The organism is Thermosynechococcus sp. PP555, assembly GCF_031583225.1.
Classification (GTDB): domain Bacteria; phylum Cyanobacteriota; class Cyanobacteriia; order Thermosynechococcales; family Thermosynechococcaceae; genus Thermosynechococcus.
In genome coordinates this window covers 887796-903507 of record NZ_CP134168.1, presented here as the reverse complement: position 1 = coordinate 903507, position 15712 = coordinate 887796, and the positions used below count along the sequence as shown (strand labels likewise).

Sequence of the window (15712 nt, the reverse complement as noted above, 5' to 3'; positions counted from 1 at the left end):
CTTTTATTTCTTTCCTTTAAGGTATCACAGGCTGGAACGTCGTGGTCGGGGCGATCGCCGAGGGGCTTTTGAACGCGCTTTGCGCCGCAGTGTTTCTGATAGATCAATAAAGGCATCCCGCTGCAAAATGGGGTAGGTGCCAATCCAGAGGCGATGGCGGGGCAGGAAAACTTCAGAAATCAGTTCAATCTCTGCCAGATCAGGACGACGGGAGAGAACCAGCATTTCCGCTGCATCGCCGGGGCGAATCCCTCGATGTTGACGCAGTAACTTGGCCTGCACTCTGGTTTCAAAGCCGGTTTTATCACCAATCTCCAGATTCAAGCAGCGTTCACGGTTCTCGATAATCACCAGTTGCCCCTTGTCGTTCACCGTCTCCTCTTTGCCCACCAATTCTTCGGTGACATAGACATCCAAGACGCGCCCGCGCCAAAAACCCCCATAGGGAAACCGCCGATGGCGACGATTGCGAAATGAGGCCAACACTGCCGGTGCCCAGAGCCAATAGAGACCTGCAATCAGACCCAAAACCAGTTGGGTGCTATCCCCTAAAAAATTCAAACCAAAAGCAACAATGGCCACCGCCACCACAGAGAAGGTTAAGCGTCGTAGAAAGTCCTGAAGTTTGCCCCAAACATAGCGATACTGGGAACCCGTGGCCACCAGTGGCACCAATTGACGGACTTTTTCTTGGGTGAGGGGAATGAGCACAACCAGTTAGGGCGTAGGCGTTGTCTCCAGTGTATTCGTGGCGGGACGAGGCGGCTGGCGATCGCGCCACCAAGCAAGGAGGGTACTGGCAATAAAAATACTGGAATAAGCCCCCGTCGTGAAACCAATGATCAGCGCTAGGGCAAAGTAGCGCAGCGTGTCACCGCCAAAGATGAAGATCGTAATCAGGGGCAGTAGGGTCGTTAGGGTGGTATTAATCGAGCGGCCAAGGGTTTGCACAACCGCCTGATCCACCACCTCTTTAATGCCGAGGTCAGGGTTGAGCTTCAGGGTTTCCCGCACGCGATCGTAGATCACCACCGTATCGTTCACAGAAAAACCAATGATCGTGAGCAGCGCCACAATAAAGAGGCTATCAATTTCCACCCCTGCCACGAGTCCCAAAATGGCAAACACCCCCGTGGTCACCAACACATCGTGGACAAGGGCGACAAGGGCAAAACAGGCATAGTCAAACTGAAAACGCAGCGTGAGATAGATCGTAATGCCAATAAACGACACCAAGAGCGCCAGCAACCCCGATCGCAGGATTTCTTCGCCAAGGGTAGGGCCAACGGTCTCAATCTGCGTTTTCTGGGGGTCAAAGTCACCAATTTTCTGCGTGAGGGCAGCACTGAGGCGAGTGCGCTGATCCACATCGAGGGGTACCGTCCGAATACTCACCCCGTACTGATCAATAATTTGCAGACTGCTGTTGCCTAGGCCTTGCTGATTAAGCACTTGACGCACCGCATCAATATCAATCGGCTGAGAACAGGTCTGCGTAGCGCTACAGGCCAGTTCAAATTGCAGCCGTGTGCCACCGATAAAATCCAAGCCCAAGCGCAGGGGACTCCCTAGGGACACCCAAGAGATGGCCATTGCCACAAGGCCACTGAGAATGACTACTAAGGATAACCCCCACCAGAGCGATCGCTGGCGATTGACACTAAAGCTCATCGAAAGCTCTCCAGTTTTGGACAGAACCAATTGGGCTGACGCAGACTGGGAATGCTAATGGCGTAAAACAAGAACGTGCGACTACAGGTCAGCGCCGTAAACATACTAATGCCGATCCCGATGGCAAGGGTCACGGCAAAACCGCGCACAAACCCTGTCCCCAAGGCAAAGAGGGCAGCACAGGCAATCAAGGTGGTGACATTGCTATCGAGAATACTGGCAAAGGCGCGATCGAACCCCGATTCAACGGAACGGTAGAGGGTTTTGCCTGCCCGTAATTCCTCGCGGGTGCGCTCAAAAATCAGCACATTGGCATCCACCGCCATACCAATACTGAGAATAAAGCCCGCAATCCCCGGCAGTGTCAGCGTCACCCCAAACAGCAGAAACGCCGCGTAGGTAAAGATGGCGTAGAGAATCAGGGCAATATCGGCAATCAATCCCGGCAGGCGGTAGTAGGCCACCATAAAGATCAGCACCAGCACCAAGCCCGCCAAACCGGCATAGAGGCTATCGCGAATGCTATCTTGACCCAGCGAAGCCCCCACCGTGCGGTTTTCCACCACCTCGAGGGGAACGGGCAGCGCCCCCCCTTGTAACTGAATGGCTAAATCATTGGCAGTTTGGGCAGTGAAGCCACCGGAAATCTCTGCACTGCCGCCAACAATCCCTGTTTCTGCATATTCCACCGCCACCGTTGGCGCACTAATCAGGCGATCGTCAAGAAAAATCCCCAGGCTGCGCCCCGTGCCAGCAATCTCCTTGGTCAGTTGGGCAAAAAGTTCAGCCCCTTGGCTGTCAAAACGGACAATCACACTCCAGTTCGGGGATCCCGGGGCGACGGGACTGGCAAAGGCTTCCCTGAGCATTGCGCCTGTCAAATCCGAGGGCGTGAAGAGGCGGGCGATCGCCTGCTGGCTTTTTTCAAGGGATTCACGGTTTTTGGCCAGCTTTGCCTCAATCTCCTTCAGGGCATCAGGATGATTGGCATTTTGAGCCTGCTCCGCCAAGAGTTGCGCCTGTTCCAAGAGCAGTTGCGACTGAAGTTGCCGCTCAATTTGCAATTGGGTCTCTGTGCCCGGCTTCTGGGCGGCAAAGAGCAGTTGTGCCGTCCCCTTGAGAATCCGTTCCGCCTGCTGAGGATCGGTGACCCCCGGCAATTGCACCAAGAGCTTGTCATCCCCAGCAGTTTGCACCACAGCTTCGGCAACACCCAAGCCATCAATCCGCCGTTGCACCACCCCTTGCACTGCCGCCAGCACTTGGGGCGTAATTTGGGGTACCTTGTCCGTTGTTTGCACCTGCAGCGTCAGTTGGGCACCCCCCCGCAGATCTAAGCCCAGCCGCGCCGGTGTGCGCACAATCACCCACGTGGCGGCCATCAGCAAGACCAAAATGACAATTAACCAGCCGCGATATTTACCCATGGTTAGACCTGTCCCTGCACCAGCTGCTGCACGGCCGCTACAATTTGGGGCGGTTGCACAATTGTGAGATTCTCTAGCGTGCCGTTGTAGGGGGTGGGAATATCTTGGGAGGAAAGGCGGACCACAGGGGCATCCAGTTCGTCAAAGTAGCGTTCCATAATCGAGGCCGAAAGCTCAGCCCCAATGCCACCGGTTTTCATGCACTCTTCGACAATCACCACCCGATGCGTTTTACGAACCGAGGCACCAATTGTCTCAAAGTCCAAAGGCTTTAGGGAAATTAGGTCAATCACTTCGGGGTCGTAGCCCTCTTTTTCAAGGGTTTTCACCGCTTGCAGCACATGGTGGCGCATCCGCGAGTAGGTCAAAATGGTAACATCTTCGCCACTGCGGACAATCTCAGCTTTATTGAGGGGCAGCAGATATTCCTCTTCTGGAATATCCTCCTTGAGGTTGTACAGGAGTACATGCTCAAAGAACAGCACTGGGTTGGGATCACGAATCGCCGATTTGAGCAAGCCCTTGGCGTTGTAGGGGGTTGAGCAGGCAACAATTTTTAATCCGGGGACTGCTTGAAAGTAGGCTTCAAGACGCTGCGAGTGCTCTGCCCCCAATTGCCGGCCAACACCGCCGGGACCGCGAATCACAATCGGAATTTTAAAGTTGCCGCCAGAGGTGTAGCGCAGCATGCCAGCATTGTTGGCGATTTGATTGAAGGCCAAGAGCAAAAAGCCCATGTTCATGCCCTCGACAATGGGACGCAAGCCGGTCATTGCTGCCCCGATCGCCATGCCGGTAAAGCTATTTTCAGCAATGGGGGTATCCAATAGACGCAGTTCACCATACTTTTTGTAGAGGTCTTTGGTGACTTTGTAGGAGCCGCCATAATGTCCCACATCTTCCCCCAGCACAAACACTGTGGGGTCACGCTCCATTTCTTCATCAATGGCAGCACGAAGGGCATTAAACATTAAGGTCTCGGCCATGGTTGCGCGGCATACACTCATTAAGGACTATTTCCTAGGGTAGTTGAAACTGCACCGCTTGCGATCATGCTTATCAGACTCATCATTAAACGCAATCTATTCTCAACTCCCCCTAAAACCTATTGAGCATAGACTAGAGATCAAGGGCGCATTTACTGCCTAATGATTTTCGGAGTACCAAACATGACCACCTTGGCGCGATCGCTCCCCGCTGATACTCGCAGCTTTCAAACCATTCAAACCCACTTGCAGCAGGATCATGTCATTATTCTGCCCATGGCCACGGTCTATAGCTTTGTCGTCAACGGCACGAGTCCAAGGGCGATCGCGAAGCTGCGTCGTCTCAAGCACTTTAGTACGGAACAGCCCTTAGCCATTCTCACCCGGGGCGATCGCGCGGCTGAAGTGGCAGACCTCTCCCAAGAGGCAAAAACCCTGCTGGCTCACTTTCCCTACCCCGTCACTATGATTGTCAAGGGCAAGCCCCACCTAGACCCACAAATTACGCAGGGTTTTGATTGTGTCTATCTCGCTTGTCCCGATCGCTTTATCTACGATCTCGTGGGTGCCTTGCCCTTCTTTTTGGTGGCAGCAACGGTGAAAGTGGGGACGGAACTCATTGTCAGCTTTGAGGACGCCCAAAAATACTATGGCGAGCAAGTGCCGCTGATTGTGGATGGGGGGCGCTGTGCCTATGGACGGCGGGGAACCCTCGTGGACTTCACCCTTGAATACCCAACCATTATGAACTTTGGCCCTGTGTCTGTGGATGACTTGCGACCAATATTGCCCAACATTATTTTGCCGTCACATTTAATGAAATAGATATAATGATTGAGCATTTTCGCGTTAGGGGGGCGTCACTATTTCTCAGCATTGCCAGTCCCTACTGATTACGGGTGTGGATACCGGTGTGGGCAAAACGATGATCACGCGGGCACTGTGGTCTTACGCCCATCGCTATCGTCCCCAAGAACGCTGGGGCATTCTCAAACCAATGCAGAGCGGTACTGCGGTCGAAATCGGAGACGGTGACTACTACTGCCAAACTCTGCCTCTGCAACAAACCGCCAGTGAAGTGTGTCCCCTCAGTTTTGCAGCACCCCTTGCGCCTCCCATTGCCGCTGAGTTGGAACAGCGCACGATTGATTTAGCCCCTGTGTGGCACACCTACCAGCAGCTTCAGCAGCGATTTGATTACCTTTTAGTGGAAGGGATTGGCGGTCTAGGGTCGCCCATGACTTGGGAGTGGACGGTGGCGGACTTGGCAGCCGCTTGGAAGTTGCCCATTGTCTTGGTGGCAACGGTGCGCTTGGGGGCGATCGCCCAAATTGTGGCCAATATTGCCCTTGCACGGCAGTACAAGCTGGACATTCGCGGTCTGATTCTCAACTGTGTCACCCCCTGTAGCGACACGGATATTGTGCAGTGGACACCACCAGAATTTCTCAGCCGTTTTACCCAAGTGCCCGTGCTGGGGGTACTGCCCTGTGGTCAACACTCCAATGAACAGTTGGCGGAAATAGTGGCTGAATGGCCGCTGCATCTGCTTTGGCGTTGAGGACGGCGAGCCGGGAAATTATTTTGAGGCTAATCAAAGCGCATAATAAAAATGATTTAGATTTCATTGACACGTCGATCGCTGCAACTGACCTATGCTAAAGCTCTATGGTGGTGCTAAATCCCGCGCCAGTATTGTTCGCTGGTATTTAGAAGAATTGGGAATTCCCTATGAATTTGTGCTGATGGATCTACAAGCCGGGGAGCAACATCAGCCCGACTTTCTCAAACTCAACCCCATGGGTAAAGTGCCTGTGATTGTTGATGGGGATGTCGTGCTCTGGGAATCGGGGGCGATTTTGCTTTATCTTGCCCAAGTTCACGGTAAATTACCCAAGGATGCGGCTGCCGCTGCCCAAGTTTATCAGTGGGTGCTGTTTGCCAATTCCACCTTGACACAGGCAATGTTTCCGCCTGAAACGCGCGATCGCCAGCTGCCGCGACTACTCAAAGGCATTGAGACCGCCCTCATGGGGCAATCCTACATTCTCGGCAATGACTTTTCCGTTGCCGATGTCGCCCTCGGGTCAGTGCTGGCCTATCTACAGATGCTCTTTCAGGTGGATTTGAGTCCCTATCCTGCAGTGGCGGACTACGTGGCTCGCTTGCAACAACGGCCTGCATTCCAGAAAGGCTTACTGGGGGCTGGGGTATGAATGTGATCTTTCGTGAGGTCGATCCCTTTGATTTATGGATTTGGGTGGAATTTGCCGCACCGCCTTCATCCGTTGAGCAGCAGTACCTTGAGGAAGTGTTTAACTCGTGGTTTTTCCTCGGGAAGCTGGGGGGATTCAATGCTGAGAATCTCCAAGTCCAGGAAACGGGGTTAGACCTCAGTTACCTAGAGTACGATCGCGCCCAAGCCGACAGTTCGATGATGGCCGTGATGCACAATATGGGCGAGTTTGAATACAACGATCGCTGGGCACGCTGCTGGTTTGACTTGGGCACCAGTGACGCTTTAGCCTTGGATGTCCTGATTAATGCCCTCAATCAATTCAGTGAGGACTATGTACCCTTAAAAACGCTTGTCATTGGCGGTGACAACCCCGAATGGCCGATCGCCACCAGTGAACAGCGGGAAATGATTGAACAATCGGCGTGGAACTAAGTGCGCGGCGTCTTGCCCTCGATGCCCTAGAACGGGTGGCCAAGGGAGCCTATGCCGATGTGGCACTTCATCAGGTGTTGCAGCAGCGGTCTCTCAAGGAAGGCGATCGCGCCCTGATCACTGAACTGGTCTATGGGACTATCCGCCAACAGCGCACCCTAGATACCCTTGTTCAGGGGTTTTGTCAGCAACTGCCGCCCTTGAAGGTACAGTTAGTGTTGCGCCTTGGCCTCTACCAATTGCGCTATCTGGATCGCGTTCCCCCCCATGCTGCCGTGGACACCAGTGTTGAACTGGTCAAAGAGATGGGTTTAGGCGGCTTTGCCAAACTGGTGAATGGGGTCTTGCGCCGTTACAGCCGCTCCACCACCGATCCCCTTGAGGCTCTCATTGCTCCCCTGCCCTTGGTCTCCCAACTGGGATGTCGCTATAGCTTTCCCGATGAGCTGATTGCATCTTGGTTGGAGCGTTTAGGACAACAGGAGTGTATTGCCCTCTGTCAGTGGTTTAATCATCCCCCCCGCCTTGATCTGCGCCTCAATCCATTGCGGACAACGACTAACCAACTGATGGCTGACTTTGCGGCGGCAGGCTGTGGCGTCAAACCGATTCCCGACTTGCCCCAAGGACTCGTCCTGCCCCACTGTGGCCAACCCATGCAGTCACTCCCTAGTTATGCCGCAGGCCACTGGTCAGTTCAGGATCGGGCAGCGCAGTGGGTCAGTCATTTGCTGGCTCCGCAGCCCGGTGAAGTCGTGATTGATGCCTGTGCAGCCCCGGGGGGTAAAACCACGCATATTGCTGAGTTGATGGCTGACCAAGGCCGCGTCATTGCCTGCGATCGCACCCCCAGTCGCCTGCGGAAGTTGGCGCAAAATCGCGATCGCCTCGGCCTGAAGAGTATTGAAATTCACACCCTTGATAGTTCAACAGCAGGGGATTTTGCAGCGATGGGCGATCGCGTTCTTTTAGATGTGCCCTGCTCCGGTACAGGTACCCTCCACCGCCATGCCGATAGCCGCTGGCAACCCCTGAGAACACGCTTGGCTGAACTAGTGCCCCTGCAAGCTCAACTCTTAGCCAATGTTTGCCAGTGGGTGAAACCCCAAGGTTTGCTTGTCTATGCCACCTGTAGCCTAGAACCTGCCGAAAATGAAGCCCAGATTCAACACTTTTTAGCTCACCATCCCCAGTGGCACATTGAGCCGCCACCCCCAACCTTTCCCCTCAAAGCTACCCCCGAAGGCTGGATCACCGTGTGGCCGCAACGGCACGATATGGATGGCTTTTTTATGGTGCGGTTGCGACGCGGTAGCTAAGCCCCAAGGCCACCAAAATTAAAAGACCTACCCCCATCAGGCCAGCGATCGGGTTGCCATTGATGCCGGTTAGCCACTCTGGCGCTACCCCCGTATAGCTCACCAATTTGCCCACGTTGACACCAAAATAAGCCCAGACCAAGCCACCGTGGAGTCCCATGGGAAAGCCCAATCGTCCGCCAAAGATCCATTTACTCAAACCAAGAATCCAGCCCAACAGTGCCAAGCCGAAAAACTGCGGCCATGTGGCCAAAATGACCTCCAAGGGATGCAGATAGTGCAACGCGGCAAAGATCAGGCCATTGAGCACCAAGGCAAACCATGGTTGGTACTCTAGCTCTAGCTCCTGCAACAGCCAGCCGCGAAACAGCAATTCCTCAGCAAAGCCCACAGCAACACCGGTGAGGACGCCATCCAACAGCAGTAGCCCAAAGCGATCCGGTAGCCCCTGCCACGTTATCCAGCCCAAGAGTCCTTCGATGAGAAATAGCAGGGCAACCAAAAACACCCCCGCCAGCCAGCCCAGCAGGGTATCCCGCCCAAAGTTCCACCCCCCCTTAAGGCCATAAAACACTAGGGGCGATCGCTGTTGGTGTACCCGCCGTCCCCAGACTCGCAGCAAGAGAATAAAGATGAGGTACAACAGCCCCATATTGACAAAGCTGGCAGCACCGCCCTCTCCCCAGAGAAAATAGATGCTCAAACCGATGGGCAGCCACAGCAGCACCAGCGTTAGGGCAAAACTAACGATGCGAATCCAGAAGGGACGGCGGATCATTTGCCGCCAAAATTGAGCGAAAATTGGCCTATTCAGTCGGTTCAATGGTACTCGTCAGCCCTGCCATTTTCAGGCCTTCACAATAAAATTCAGCATGCTCAAGGGCACAGGTGATCACCAAGGCCACCCCCGTCAGGTGCGCCTCCATCATGATATCCACGGCTTGGGGTTGGGTGAGGCTCGGCACCGTCTTCAGCAATACCTCCACCACATACTCCATGGAATTGACATTGTCATTGTGAAGGAGCACACGATAGCGGGGCGCCAACTTGCGAACGGTTGCTGGTTTTTCAATGGTTTGCACTGACATTGTTGGCCATGCCTCCATTCAGTGGACATTCAGTATCAGGAATTCAGCAAATATGATTAAGATTTTAGCAAACGGATCAAACTTGACCACTTGCCGATTCCGGACGCAACAGTGGGAAAGCAATCACATCGCGAATACTGGGGGAATCCGTCAGCAACATCACCAAGCGGTCAATACCAATCCCTAGGCCTCCTGTGGGTGGCATTCCATGCTCTAGAGCTGTGAGGAAATCTTCATCAACACTGTGGGCTTCCAAATCCCCAGCCGCTTTGCGCCGTGCCTGTTCCTCCAAGCGTTGCCGTTGATCCAATGGATCCGTTAACTCCGAAAAACTATTGGCGTGTTCGCGACCAACGATAAATAATTCAAATCGCTCCACCAGTCCCGGTTGGCTGCGGTGGGGCTTGGCCAAGGGGGAAATCTCCACAGGATAGTCAAGAACAAAGGTGGGTTGAATCAATGTCGATTCAACAGTCTGCTCAAACACTTCGTTAAGCACTCGGCCAATCGTGTCACAGGCGTCTAAGTCTTTTACCCCTGCTTTTTGGGCTGCTTTCTTCGCCGCTGCTAGATCGCACAATTGGCGAAAATCAATCCCAGTGGCTTGCAACACTGCATCGTGCATGGTCACCCGTCGCCATGGGGGCGTCAGATCAATCGTTTCCCCTTGATAAGTCATCTTGAGCGTGCCCAACACCTCCATCGCTGCTGTGGTGATGATTGCCTCCGTCAGCGTCATCATATCGTTGTAGTCGGCGTAGGCCTGATAGACCTCAATGGACGTAAATTCAGGGTTGTGCTTGGTTGAGATGCCCTCATTGCGAAAGATGCGCCCCAGTTCATAGACCTTCTCAAAACCACCGACAATCAGGCGCTTCAGGTGCAGTTCTGTGGCAATGCGCAAATAAAGCTGCATCTCCAGCGTGTTGTGATAGGTAATGAAAGGACGAGCCTCGGCTCCCCCGGCTTCCGCCTGTAGCACCGGCGTTTCAATTTCAATAAAGCCTTGTTCATTGAGGTAGCGGCGAATGGCGGCGGTGATCAGTGCTCGCTTGCGGAACGTATCGCGTACGTGGGGGTTGACAATGAGATCCACATAGCGCTGACGATAGCGTTTTTCCACATCCGTGAGGCCGTGCCACTTGTCCGGCAGAGGCAGCAATGACTTCGTGAGCATGGTGTAGGATTCCACCACAACCGAGAGTTCACCCTTTTCTGTGCGCTTGAGGGTGCCCACAGCGCCAAGGATATCGCCGACATCCGTCAGGTGTTTCAAATCGGCAAAGGCGGCTTCCCCCATGCCTTGGCTAATGGTTTGCTTATCGAGGTAAAGCTGAATTGTGCCGCTGTCGTCCTGAAGTGTAAAAAAGGCCAGCTTGCCAAAGACGCGCCGCGCCATAATCCGACCGGCGACACTGACGCGATCGCCCACCGCTTCGCCAGCGGCCAAGTGAGCATATTTTTCTTGCAGAACTGCTGCAGTATGGGTGCGCTCCCAACGATAGGCATAGGGGTTCATGCCCTGTGCTTGCAGTGTTTTGGCTTTCTCAATCCGTGTTGCCCGAATTTCGGCTCCCGTTGCCCCCACGTCGGCCATATTGGTAGAAACTCTCCACGATTAGCAAACCTTAACCTTCTCATTGTACGCTCTGGAATCGGTACCAACGCTGCTAAAGGGGAATCGAGTACAGTGGATGCTAGTGCAACCGACAACGTAGAACAAACGGCTATGACCCCTGCGAAGTCCCCTCGCCGTAAAACTCCCGAACCCATTGATCTGCATGATCCGCAGTACTACTTCAACCGCTCCCTGAGTTGGCTGGAATTTAATAAGCGGGTACTCCACGAGGCCTATGACCCCCGCACACCGCTCCTAGAGCGGCTGAAATTTATGGCCATTTTCAGTTCCAACTTAGATGAATTTTTCATGGTGCGGGTGGCGGGTTTGAAGCAGCAAGTGGAAAGTGGCATTGTTCAAGGGGGAGCCGATGGCATGCCCCCAGCGGAGCAATTACAAGCAGTGCGGCAATATCTGCTACCAATCGTTACTGAGCAACACCGCTATTTCGACCAAGAATTGCGTGCTCTCTTGGCCAAGGAAGCCATTTTTCTCACCCGCTTTAATGAGTTGACCCCTGAGCAGCAGGCCTACCTCAACGACTACTTCCAAGCGCAAGTTTTTCCGGTGCTCACCCCCTTAGCAGTCGATCCGGCGCACCCCTTTCCCTATATCTCTAGCCTCAGCCTCAACCTTGCGGTTCTGATCCGTGATCCCGAATCTGGCCAAGAGCGACTGGCACGGGTGAAGGTACCGAATCGGTTTCCGCGCTTTGTTGCCCTGCCCCAACATTTGCACTCGCCTCAAGGTGCCCATTGGCTAGGCGTTCCCCTCGAAGAAATGATTGCCCACAACCTCAGTGCCCTCTTTCCGGGGATGGAGATTCAGGCCTACTTTGCCTTTCGCATTACCCGTAGTGCTGACCTCGAACTAGAAACGGACAAGGCGGATGATTTACTGATTGCCATTGAGCAGGAAATTCGTAAACGGCGCTTCGGCTCTGTGGTGCGTCTAGAGGTGCAGCGGGGCATTCCACCGCTTCTGAGGCAAACCCTGATGGAAGAGATGGATCTTGAGGAGATTGATGTCTATGAACTGGATGGTCTGTTGTGCCTCAATGATTTGTTTGCCTTTATGAGCTTGCCCCTGCCCCACTTGAAGGATTCGGAATGGCACCCCCAAGTGCCTCCCCGTTTTCAGCGGGTGGAAGAGCGGGAGTCAATGTTTGACACCACCAGTGAGATTACAACTTTGGGCACCGACTACTGGGAAGCCGTGGCCAATGAACTATTTAGCCTGATTCGGGAGGGAGATATTCTGGTGCACCACCCCTACCATTCCTTTGCGGCAACGGTGCAGCGCTTTATCACCTTGGCGGCCCACGATCCCCAGGTGCTGGCGATTAAAATGACCCTCTATCGCACCTCAGGGGACTCGCCGATTGTCAGTGCCCTGATTAAAGCCGCAGAGAATGGCAAACAGGTGGCGGTCTTGGTGGAACTGAAGGCGCGCTTTGACGAGGAGAACAATATCCTCTGGGCACGGAAGCTGGAAAAAGTGGGCGTCCACGTGGTCTATGGCGTACCGGGTCTCAAGACCCACACAAAAACGGTTTTGGTTGTGCGCCAAGAGGCGGGGCAAATTCGTCGCTATGTCCACATTGGCACGGGCAATTACAATCCCAAAACTGCTGGCCTCTATGAGGACCTAGGGCTGTTTTCCTGCCGTGACGAGTTAGGAGCGGATCTCTCGGAACTCTTTAATGTGCTCACGGGCTATTCCCGCCAACGGGATTATCGCCAGCTTCTCGTTGCCCCGGTTACAATGCGCGATCGCACGCTGCAATTGATTTACCGTGAGATTGAACACGCCCGCAATGGTCACCCCGGCCGAATTATTGCCAAGATGAATGCGATCACAGATACGCAGGTGATTCGTGCCCTCTATGAGGCGTCCCAAGCAGGGGTAGAAATTGATCTAATTATTCGTGGCATGTGCTGTCTGCGGCCGGGGGTACCGGGGGTGAGCGATCGCATTCGGGTGATTAGTATCATTGGCCGCTTTTTGGAGCACTCACGGATTTTCTACTTTGGCAACAATGGCGAGCCAGAGTACTACATTGGCAGTGCCGACTGGCGATCGCGCAACTTAGACCGCCGCGTTGAAGCCATTACCCCCATTCAAGATCCAACCATTCAACTGGAACTCAAAGAGCTGCTGGAAATTATGTTGGCAGACAATCGCCAAGCGTGGGAGCTGCAACCCGATGGCACCTACCAGCAACGACAGCCAGCCTCCGGCGAACCCGAACGCGGTACCCACCGTGTTTTAATGGCACGTACCCTCAAGGAAGTAGAAGCGAGCCGCTAGCTAGCGCCTGCATACCCTTGCGCCATGGCTCGAAAGTCTGGACTGTTTTGCAGGAGTTCTTGGTAGCTCCCGACAGCCGCCACTTGGCCATTGGCCATTAGGTACAGGCGATCGCACGCCATGACAGTGCTGAGGCGGTGGGCAATCATAATAATGGTTTTTGCACCACTAAGGGCTTGAATCGCATCCATCACTCCCGCTTCCGTTTGATTGTCAAGAGCCGCTGTTGCTTCATCCATAATGAGCACTGAGGGGTTGTGGTAAAGGGCGCGGGCAATGCCAATTCGCTGGCGCTGTCCTCCCGAAAGGCGCACCCCCCGTTCACCCACAACGGTATCTAGTCCCTCAGGCAGAGTACGGACAAACGTGGATAACTGAGCCGCTTCTACCGCCGCCCACAAAGCCGTTTCATCAATGGCCTCTGCCGGTAAGCCAAAGGCAATGTTGTGGCGCAGCGTGTCATCGGAAAGATAAATGGTTTGGGGAATATAGCCAATCTGCCGTTGCCATTGGGCAAGGTTGTGGTAAATACTCTCACCATCCACACGAATATCCCCTTGAGAAGGTTCTAGGAGTCCCAAAATTAGATCGACAATCGTGGTTTTCCCTGCCCCTGAGGCTCCAACGAAGCCAACCATTTCCCCCTGTTTGATAGTCAGAGAAACCCCACAGAGGGCTGGCCGAGGGGCATTGGGATAGGTGTAGTGCAGATCAATTAGTTCGAGGCGATCCTGAAAAATTGGCTCTGCTGCTGCAGCAGCGGTAGAGGGAGCCTGCAACATTCTGGCTTCTAAAAGATCGTCATACAACAAATCAACAGAAGCAGAATAGTAAATAACGGAGTTAAGGTTGTTGGTTAAGCGAGTTGCCGATGGCAACAGACGAAACGCTGCAGCTGCAAATAGAGAAATTAGCGGCAGAACTTGTGCCACGTTGCCCCGCTGAAGCAAGTTGAGGATAACAATAAGAATAATTGTGAGAACAGCTAACGTTTCAAAATAAGCACGGGGTAACTGCTGAATAAACTGCAAAACTAAGTTTGCTTTGCGGTCTTCAGTCATGTTTTCAGCATAGGTCTTCAGGAATTGCTGCTCGCGACCTAGGACTTTCGCTTCTTTGATGCCGCCCAAACTCTCACTAATACTTTGGATCGATTTTTGAGCATAATCAATGCGACGTTGACCCACTTCCTTGAGCTTATGGCGAAAGGCTTGAAAGAAAAGCAAGGATAGAGTTGAGATTAGGATAATAACCAAGATTGAGATGAGAGGGTTACTCCAAATAATGACTGAAAATATGGCAAAAACAATTAGAGATTCAGAAAAAATAACTAATAAAGGCAGGAGATACAAATTAAAAACATTATTTATTTCAGTATTTACATTCTGGATTAGTTTAGCAGTATTGTTTTGTAGGTGAAATGTGTAGGGTTTGTAGAGATAGGATTGCAATAATAAACTTGAGAACTTGCGGTACTTACTGTTCAGAAACTCCAACTGAAGATAGGTGCTCAAGGCAATAAACAGGTTCTTGCCCACATATAAAAGCCCTAGAGCAGCACTGAGGATCAATAGCCACTGGGATTGCTCTGCAGGGGTTAGAGGAACCTCTCGCCAAAATAGGAGGGCGTTTAAGCGTTCCGGTTTTTCGACGACAGCAATAAAGGGCAGCACCAAACCCACCCCCAAGGCTTCCCAAATACTGCCAATGAGCATCAAGACACCAATGCCTGCCAGTTGCCAGCGATCGCCCCGATCCAGTAGTCGCCAAATTTTGCCAAGGGAGCGCAGTGCAGGGTGCTTTAACATTCCGTTTTAGGGGTAACAACGCCTTGATCTTAGGCTACTTATGCCCAAGTCGTGCTTCCCAAATCTGGCGGAATATCTTGCCAGCGACCTTGACCGACAGCCCGAACCGCTTCCCGCAAATCCACTGCTTTGGTATAAAGTGCCTTACCGACGATCACCCCCGATAACCCTTGGGGACTGAGGGCAAAGAGACTGAGAATATCTGTGAGGGAACCCACGCCACCCGATGCAATGACCGGGCGATCGGTTGCCGCCAATAACTGCCGCAGTGCTGGAATATTCGGCCCTTGGAGAGTGCCATCCCGCTGAATATCGGTGTAAACCAACCCTGCTACCCCCATTGTTGCCATTTTTTGGGCAAGATCGGTGGCCAAGATCGTTGAGGTGTCTAGCCAACCCCGCGTTGCCACATAGCCATCGCGAGCATCCAGCCCTACCCAAATGCGTCCGGGGTATTCTGCGGCCAAACTGGCCACTAGCTCTGGATCCTCAAGAGCCACGGTACCCAAAATGGCACGATTGACACCTTGGAGAAAGAGATCAGCCACTGCTTGGCGCGATCGCAAGCCACCCCCCACCTGCACAGGAATTTCAAGGGAGGCGACGATCTTGGCAATCAGATCATAATTTCGCGGTTCGCCCGTTTTGGCTGCATCTAGGTCAACGACATGCAAGCGGGGAGCACCCAACCGCTGCCAGTAGAGGGCAACTTTTAGAGGATCATCATGAAAAACCTTGACCTTACCATAGTCCCCTTGCACTAGGCGCACACATTTGCCGTCAAGTAAATCAATGGCGGGGATAACATCCATTG

The 15712-nt window shown here is 53.2% G+C and carries 15 protein-coding genes; 6 read left to right on the top strand and 9 right to left on the bottom strand.

What is annotated here, in order from left to right; genetic code table 11:
• Nucleotides 1-24: 24 nt before the first annotated feature.
• The 4 genes from RHH27_RS04250 to RHH27_RS04235 are packed head-to-tail and all read right to left on the bottom strand — an operon-like array spanning nucleotide 25 to nucleotide 4084.
• Complete coding sequence (locus tag RHH27_RS04250; RefSeq protein WP_149820050.1) at nucleotides 25-711, bottom strand: phosphate ABC transporter permease; 687 nt, start codon at nucleotides 709-711, stop codon at nucleotides 25-27.
• 6 nt (nucleotides 712-717) lie between these two features.
• Nucleotides 718-1671, bottom strand: coding sequence for a protein translocase subunit SecF (gene secF, locus RHH27_RS04245; RefSeq protein WP_206201207.1), 954 nt, complete (start codon nucleotides 1669-1671; stop codon nucleotides 718-720).
• Entirely contained in the window at nucleotides 1668-3098 is a 1431-nt protein-coding gene (secD, locus tag RHH27_RS04240) for a protein translocase subunit SecD (RefSeq protein WP_206201206.1), read from the bottom strand. Before secD ends, secF begins: the two co-directional genes overlap by 4 nt.
• A 2-nt stretch (nucleotides 3099-3100) precedes the next feature.
• Nucleotides 3101-4084 (bottom strand): alpha-ketoacid dehydrogenase subunit beta, encoded by a 984-nt coding sequence (locus RHH27_RS04235; protein ID WP_302677819.1) that lies wholly within the window; start codon nucleotides 4082-4084, stop codon nucleotides 3101-3103.
• 183 nt (nucleotides 4085-4267) lie between these two features.
• Here RHH27_RS04235 and RHH27_RS04230 point away from each other — a divergent pair, with 183 nt between their 5' ends.
• The 5 genes from RHH27_RS04230 (at nucleotide 4268) to RHH27_RS04210 (ending at nucleotide 8074) form a co-directional block, all read left to right on the top strand.
• On the top strand, nucleotides 4268-4909 hold the full coding sequence (locus tag RHH27_RS04230) for an L-threonylcarbamoyladenylate synthase (RefSeq protein ID WP_302678944.1): 642 nt from the start codon (nucleotides 4268-4270) through the stop codon (nucleotides 4907-4909).
• Nucleotides 4910-5009: 100 nt separating this feature from the next.
• Nucleotides 5010-5645 (top strand): dethiobiotin synthase, encoded by a 636-nt coding sequence (gene bioD / locus RHH27_RS04225; RefSeq protein ID WP_310801534.1) that lies wholly within the window; start codon nucleotides 5010-5012, stop codon nucleotides 5643-5645.
• Between the two features lie 94 nt (nucleotides 5646-5739).
• On the top strand, nucleotides 5740-6300 hold the full coding sequence (locus tag RHH27_RS04220; protein WP_302678942.1) for a glutathione S-transferase family protein: 561 nt from the start codon (nucleotides 5740-5742) through the stop codon (nucleotides 6298-6300).
• Complete coding sequence (locus RHH27_RS04215) at nucleotides 6297-6755, top strand: DUF3531 family protein (protein ID WP_149820062.1); 459 nt, start codon at nucleotides 6297-6299, stop codon at nucleotides 6753-6755. The genes RHH27_RS04220 and RHH27_RS04215 overlap by 4 nt, the downstream gene beginning before the upstream one ends.
• Entirely contained in the window at nucleotides 6746-8074 is a 1329-nt protein-coding gene (locus RHH27_RS04210) for a 16S rRNA (cytosine(967)-C(5))-methyltransferase (protein ID WP_302678941.1), read from the top strand. Before RHH27_RS04215 ends, RHH27_RS04210 begins: the two co-directional genes overlap by 10 nt.
• Here RHH27_RS04210 and RHH27_RS04205 read toward each other — a convergent pair.
• The 3 genes from RHH27_RS04205 to lysS form a co-directional block, all read right to left on the bottom strand.
• A complete protein-coding gene (locus RHH27_RS04205) occupies nucleotides 8046-8852 on the bottom strand; it encodes a CPBP family intramembrane glutamic endopeptidase (RefSeq protein WP_302678940.1) in 807 nt (268 codons plus the stop codon). The two genes, RHH27_RS04210 and RHH27_RS04205, sit on opposite strands and share 29 nt — an antisense overlap.
• A gap of 28 nt (nucleotides 8853-8880) precedes the next feature.
• Nucleotides 8881-9162 carry an ATP-dependent Clp protease adapter ClpS gene (gene clpS, locus RHH27_RS04200; RefSeq protein ID WP_024123996.1) on the bottom strand — a complete coding sequence of 94 codons (282 nt, stop codon included), beginning with the start codon at nucleotides 9160-9162 and terminating at the stop codon, nucleotides 8881-8883.
• 76 nt (nucleotides 9163-9238) lie between these two features.
• Nucleotides 9239-10759 (bottom strand): lysine--tRNA ligase, encoded by a 1521-nt coding sequence (gene lysS / locus RHH27_RS04195; protein WP_302678939.1) that lies wholly within the window; start codon nucleotides 10757-10759, stop codon nucleotides 9239-9241.
• 132 nt (nucleotides 10760-10891) lie between these two features.
• Between lysS and ppk1 the strand changes: the two genes are divergently transcribed.
• Entirely contained in the window at nucleotides 10892-13090 is a 2199-nt protein-coding gene (ppk1, locus tag RHH27_RS04190; protein WP_302679148.1) for a polyphosphate kinase 1, read from the top strand.
• Here the strand turns inward: ppk1 and RHH27_RS04185 are convergent.
• Complete coding sequence (locus RHH27_RS04185) at nucleotides 13087-14898, bottom strand: ABC transporter ATP-binding protein (RefSeq protein ID WP_302678938.1); 1812 nt, start codon at nucleotides 14896-14898, stop codon at nucleotides 13087-13089. The two genes, ppk1 and RHH27_RS04185, sit on opposite strands and share 4 nt — an antisense overlap.
• A 38-nt stretch (nucleotides 14899-14936) precedes the next feature.
• Nucleotides 14937-15710, bottom strand: coding sequence for a 1-(5-phosphoribosyl)-5-[(5-phosphoribosylamino)methylideneamino]imidazole-4-carboxamide isomerase (gene hisA / locus RHH27_RS04180; protein ID WP_206201198.1), 774 nt, complete (start codon nucleotides 15708-15710; stop codon nucleotides 14937-14939).
• Between the last annotated feature and the right edge of the window lie 2 nt (nucleotides 15711-15712).

Bases quoted from the DNA above. Each gene is read 5' to 3' on its own strand.
- RHH27_RS04220 (WP_302678942.1), top strand. From the start codon at position 5,740: ATGCTAAAGCTCTATGGTGGTGCTAAATCCCGCGCCAGTATTGTTCGC.
- secF (WP_206201207.1), bottom strand. From the start codon at position 1,671: ATGAGCTTTAGTGTCAATCGCCAGCGATCGCTCTGGTGGGGGTTATCC.
- RHH27_RS04185 (WP_302678938.1), bottom strand. From the start codon at position 14,898: ATGTTAAAGCACCCTGCACTGCGCTCCCTTGGCAAAATTTGGCGACTA.
- secD (WP_206201206.1), bottom strand. From the start codon at position 3,098: ATGGGTAAATATCGCGGCTGGTTAATTGTCATTTTGGTCTTGCTGATG.
- clpS (WP_024123996.1), bottom strand. From the start codon at position 9,162: ATGTCAGTGCAAACCATTGAAAAACCAGCAACCGTTCGCAAGTTGGCG.
- hisA (WP_206201198.1), bottom strand. From the start codon at position 15,710: ATGGATGTTATCCCCGCCATTGATTTACTTGACGGCAAATGTGTGCGC.
- ppk1 (WP_302679148.1), top strand. From the start codon at position 10,892: ATGACCCCTGCGAAGTCCCCTCGCCGTAAAACTCCCGAACCCATTGAT.
- RHH27_RS04230 (WP_302678944.1), top strand. From the start codon at position 4,268: ATGACCACCTTGGCGCGATCGCTCCCCGCTGATACTCGCAGCTTTCAA.
- bioD (WP_310801534.1), top strand. From the start codon at position 5,010: ATGATCACGCGGGCACTGTGGTCTTACGCCCATCGCTATCGTCCCCAA.
- lysS (WP_302678939.1), bottom strand. From the start codon at position 10,759: ATGGCCGACGTGGGGGCAACGGGAGCCGAAATTCGGGCAACACGGATT.
- RHH27_RS04235 (WP_302677819.1), bottom strand. From the start codon at position 4,084: ATGGCCGAGACCTTAATGTTTAATGCCCTTCGTGCTGCCATTGATGAA.
- RHH27_RS04215 (WP_149820062.1), top strand. From the start codon at position 6,297: ATGAATGTGATCTTTCGTGAGGTCGATCCCTTTGATTTATGGATTTGG.
- RHH27_RS04205 (WP_302678940.1), bottom strand. From the start codon at position 8,852: ATGATCCGCCGTCCCTTCTGGATTCGCATCGTTAGTTTTGCCCTAACG.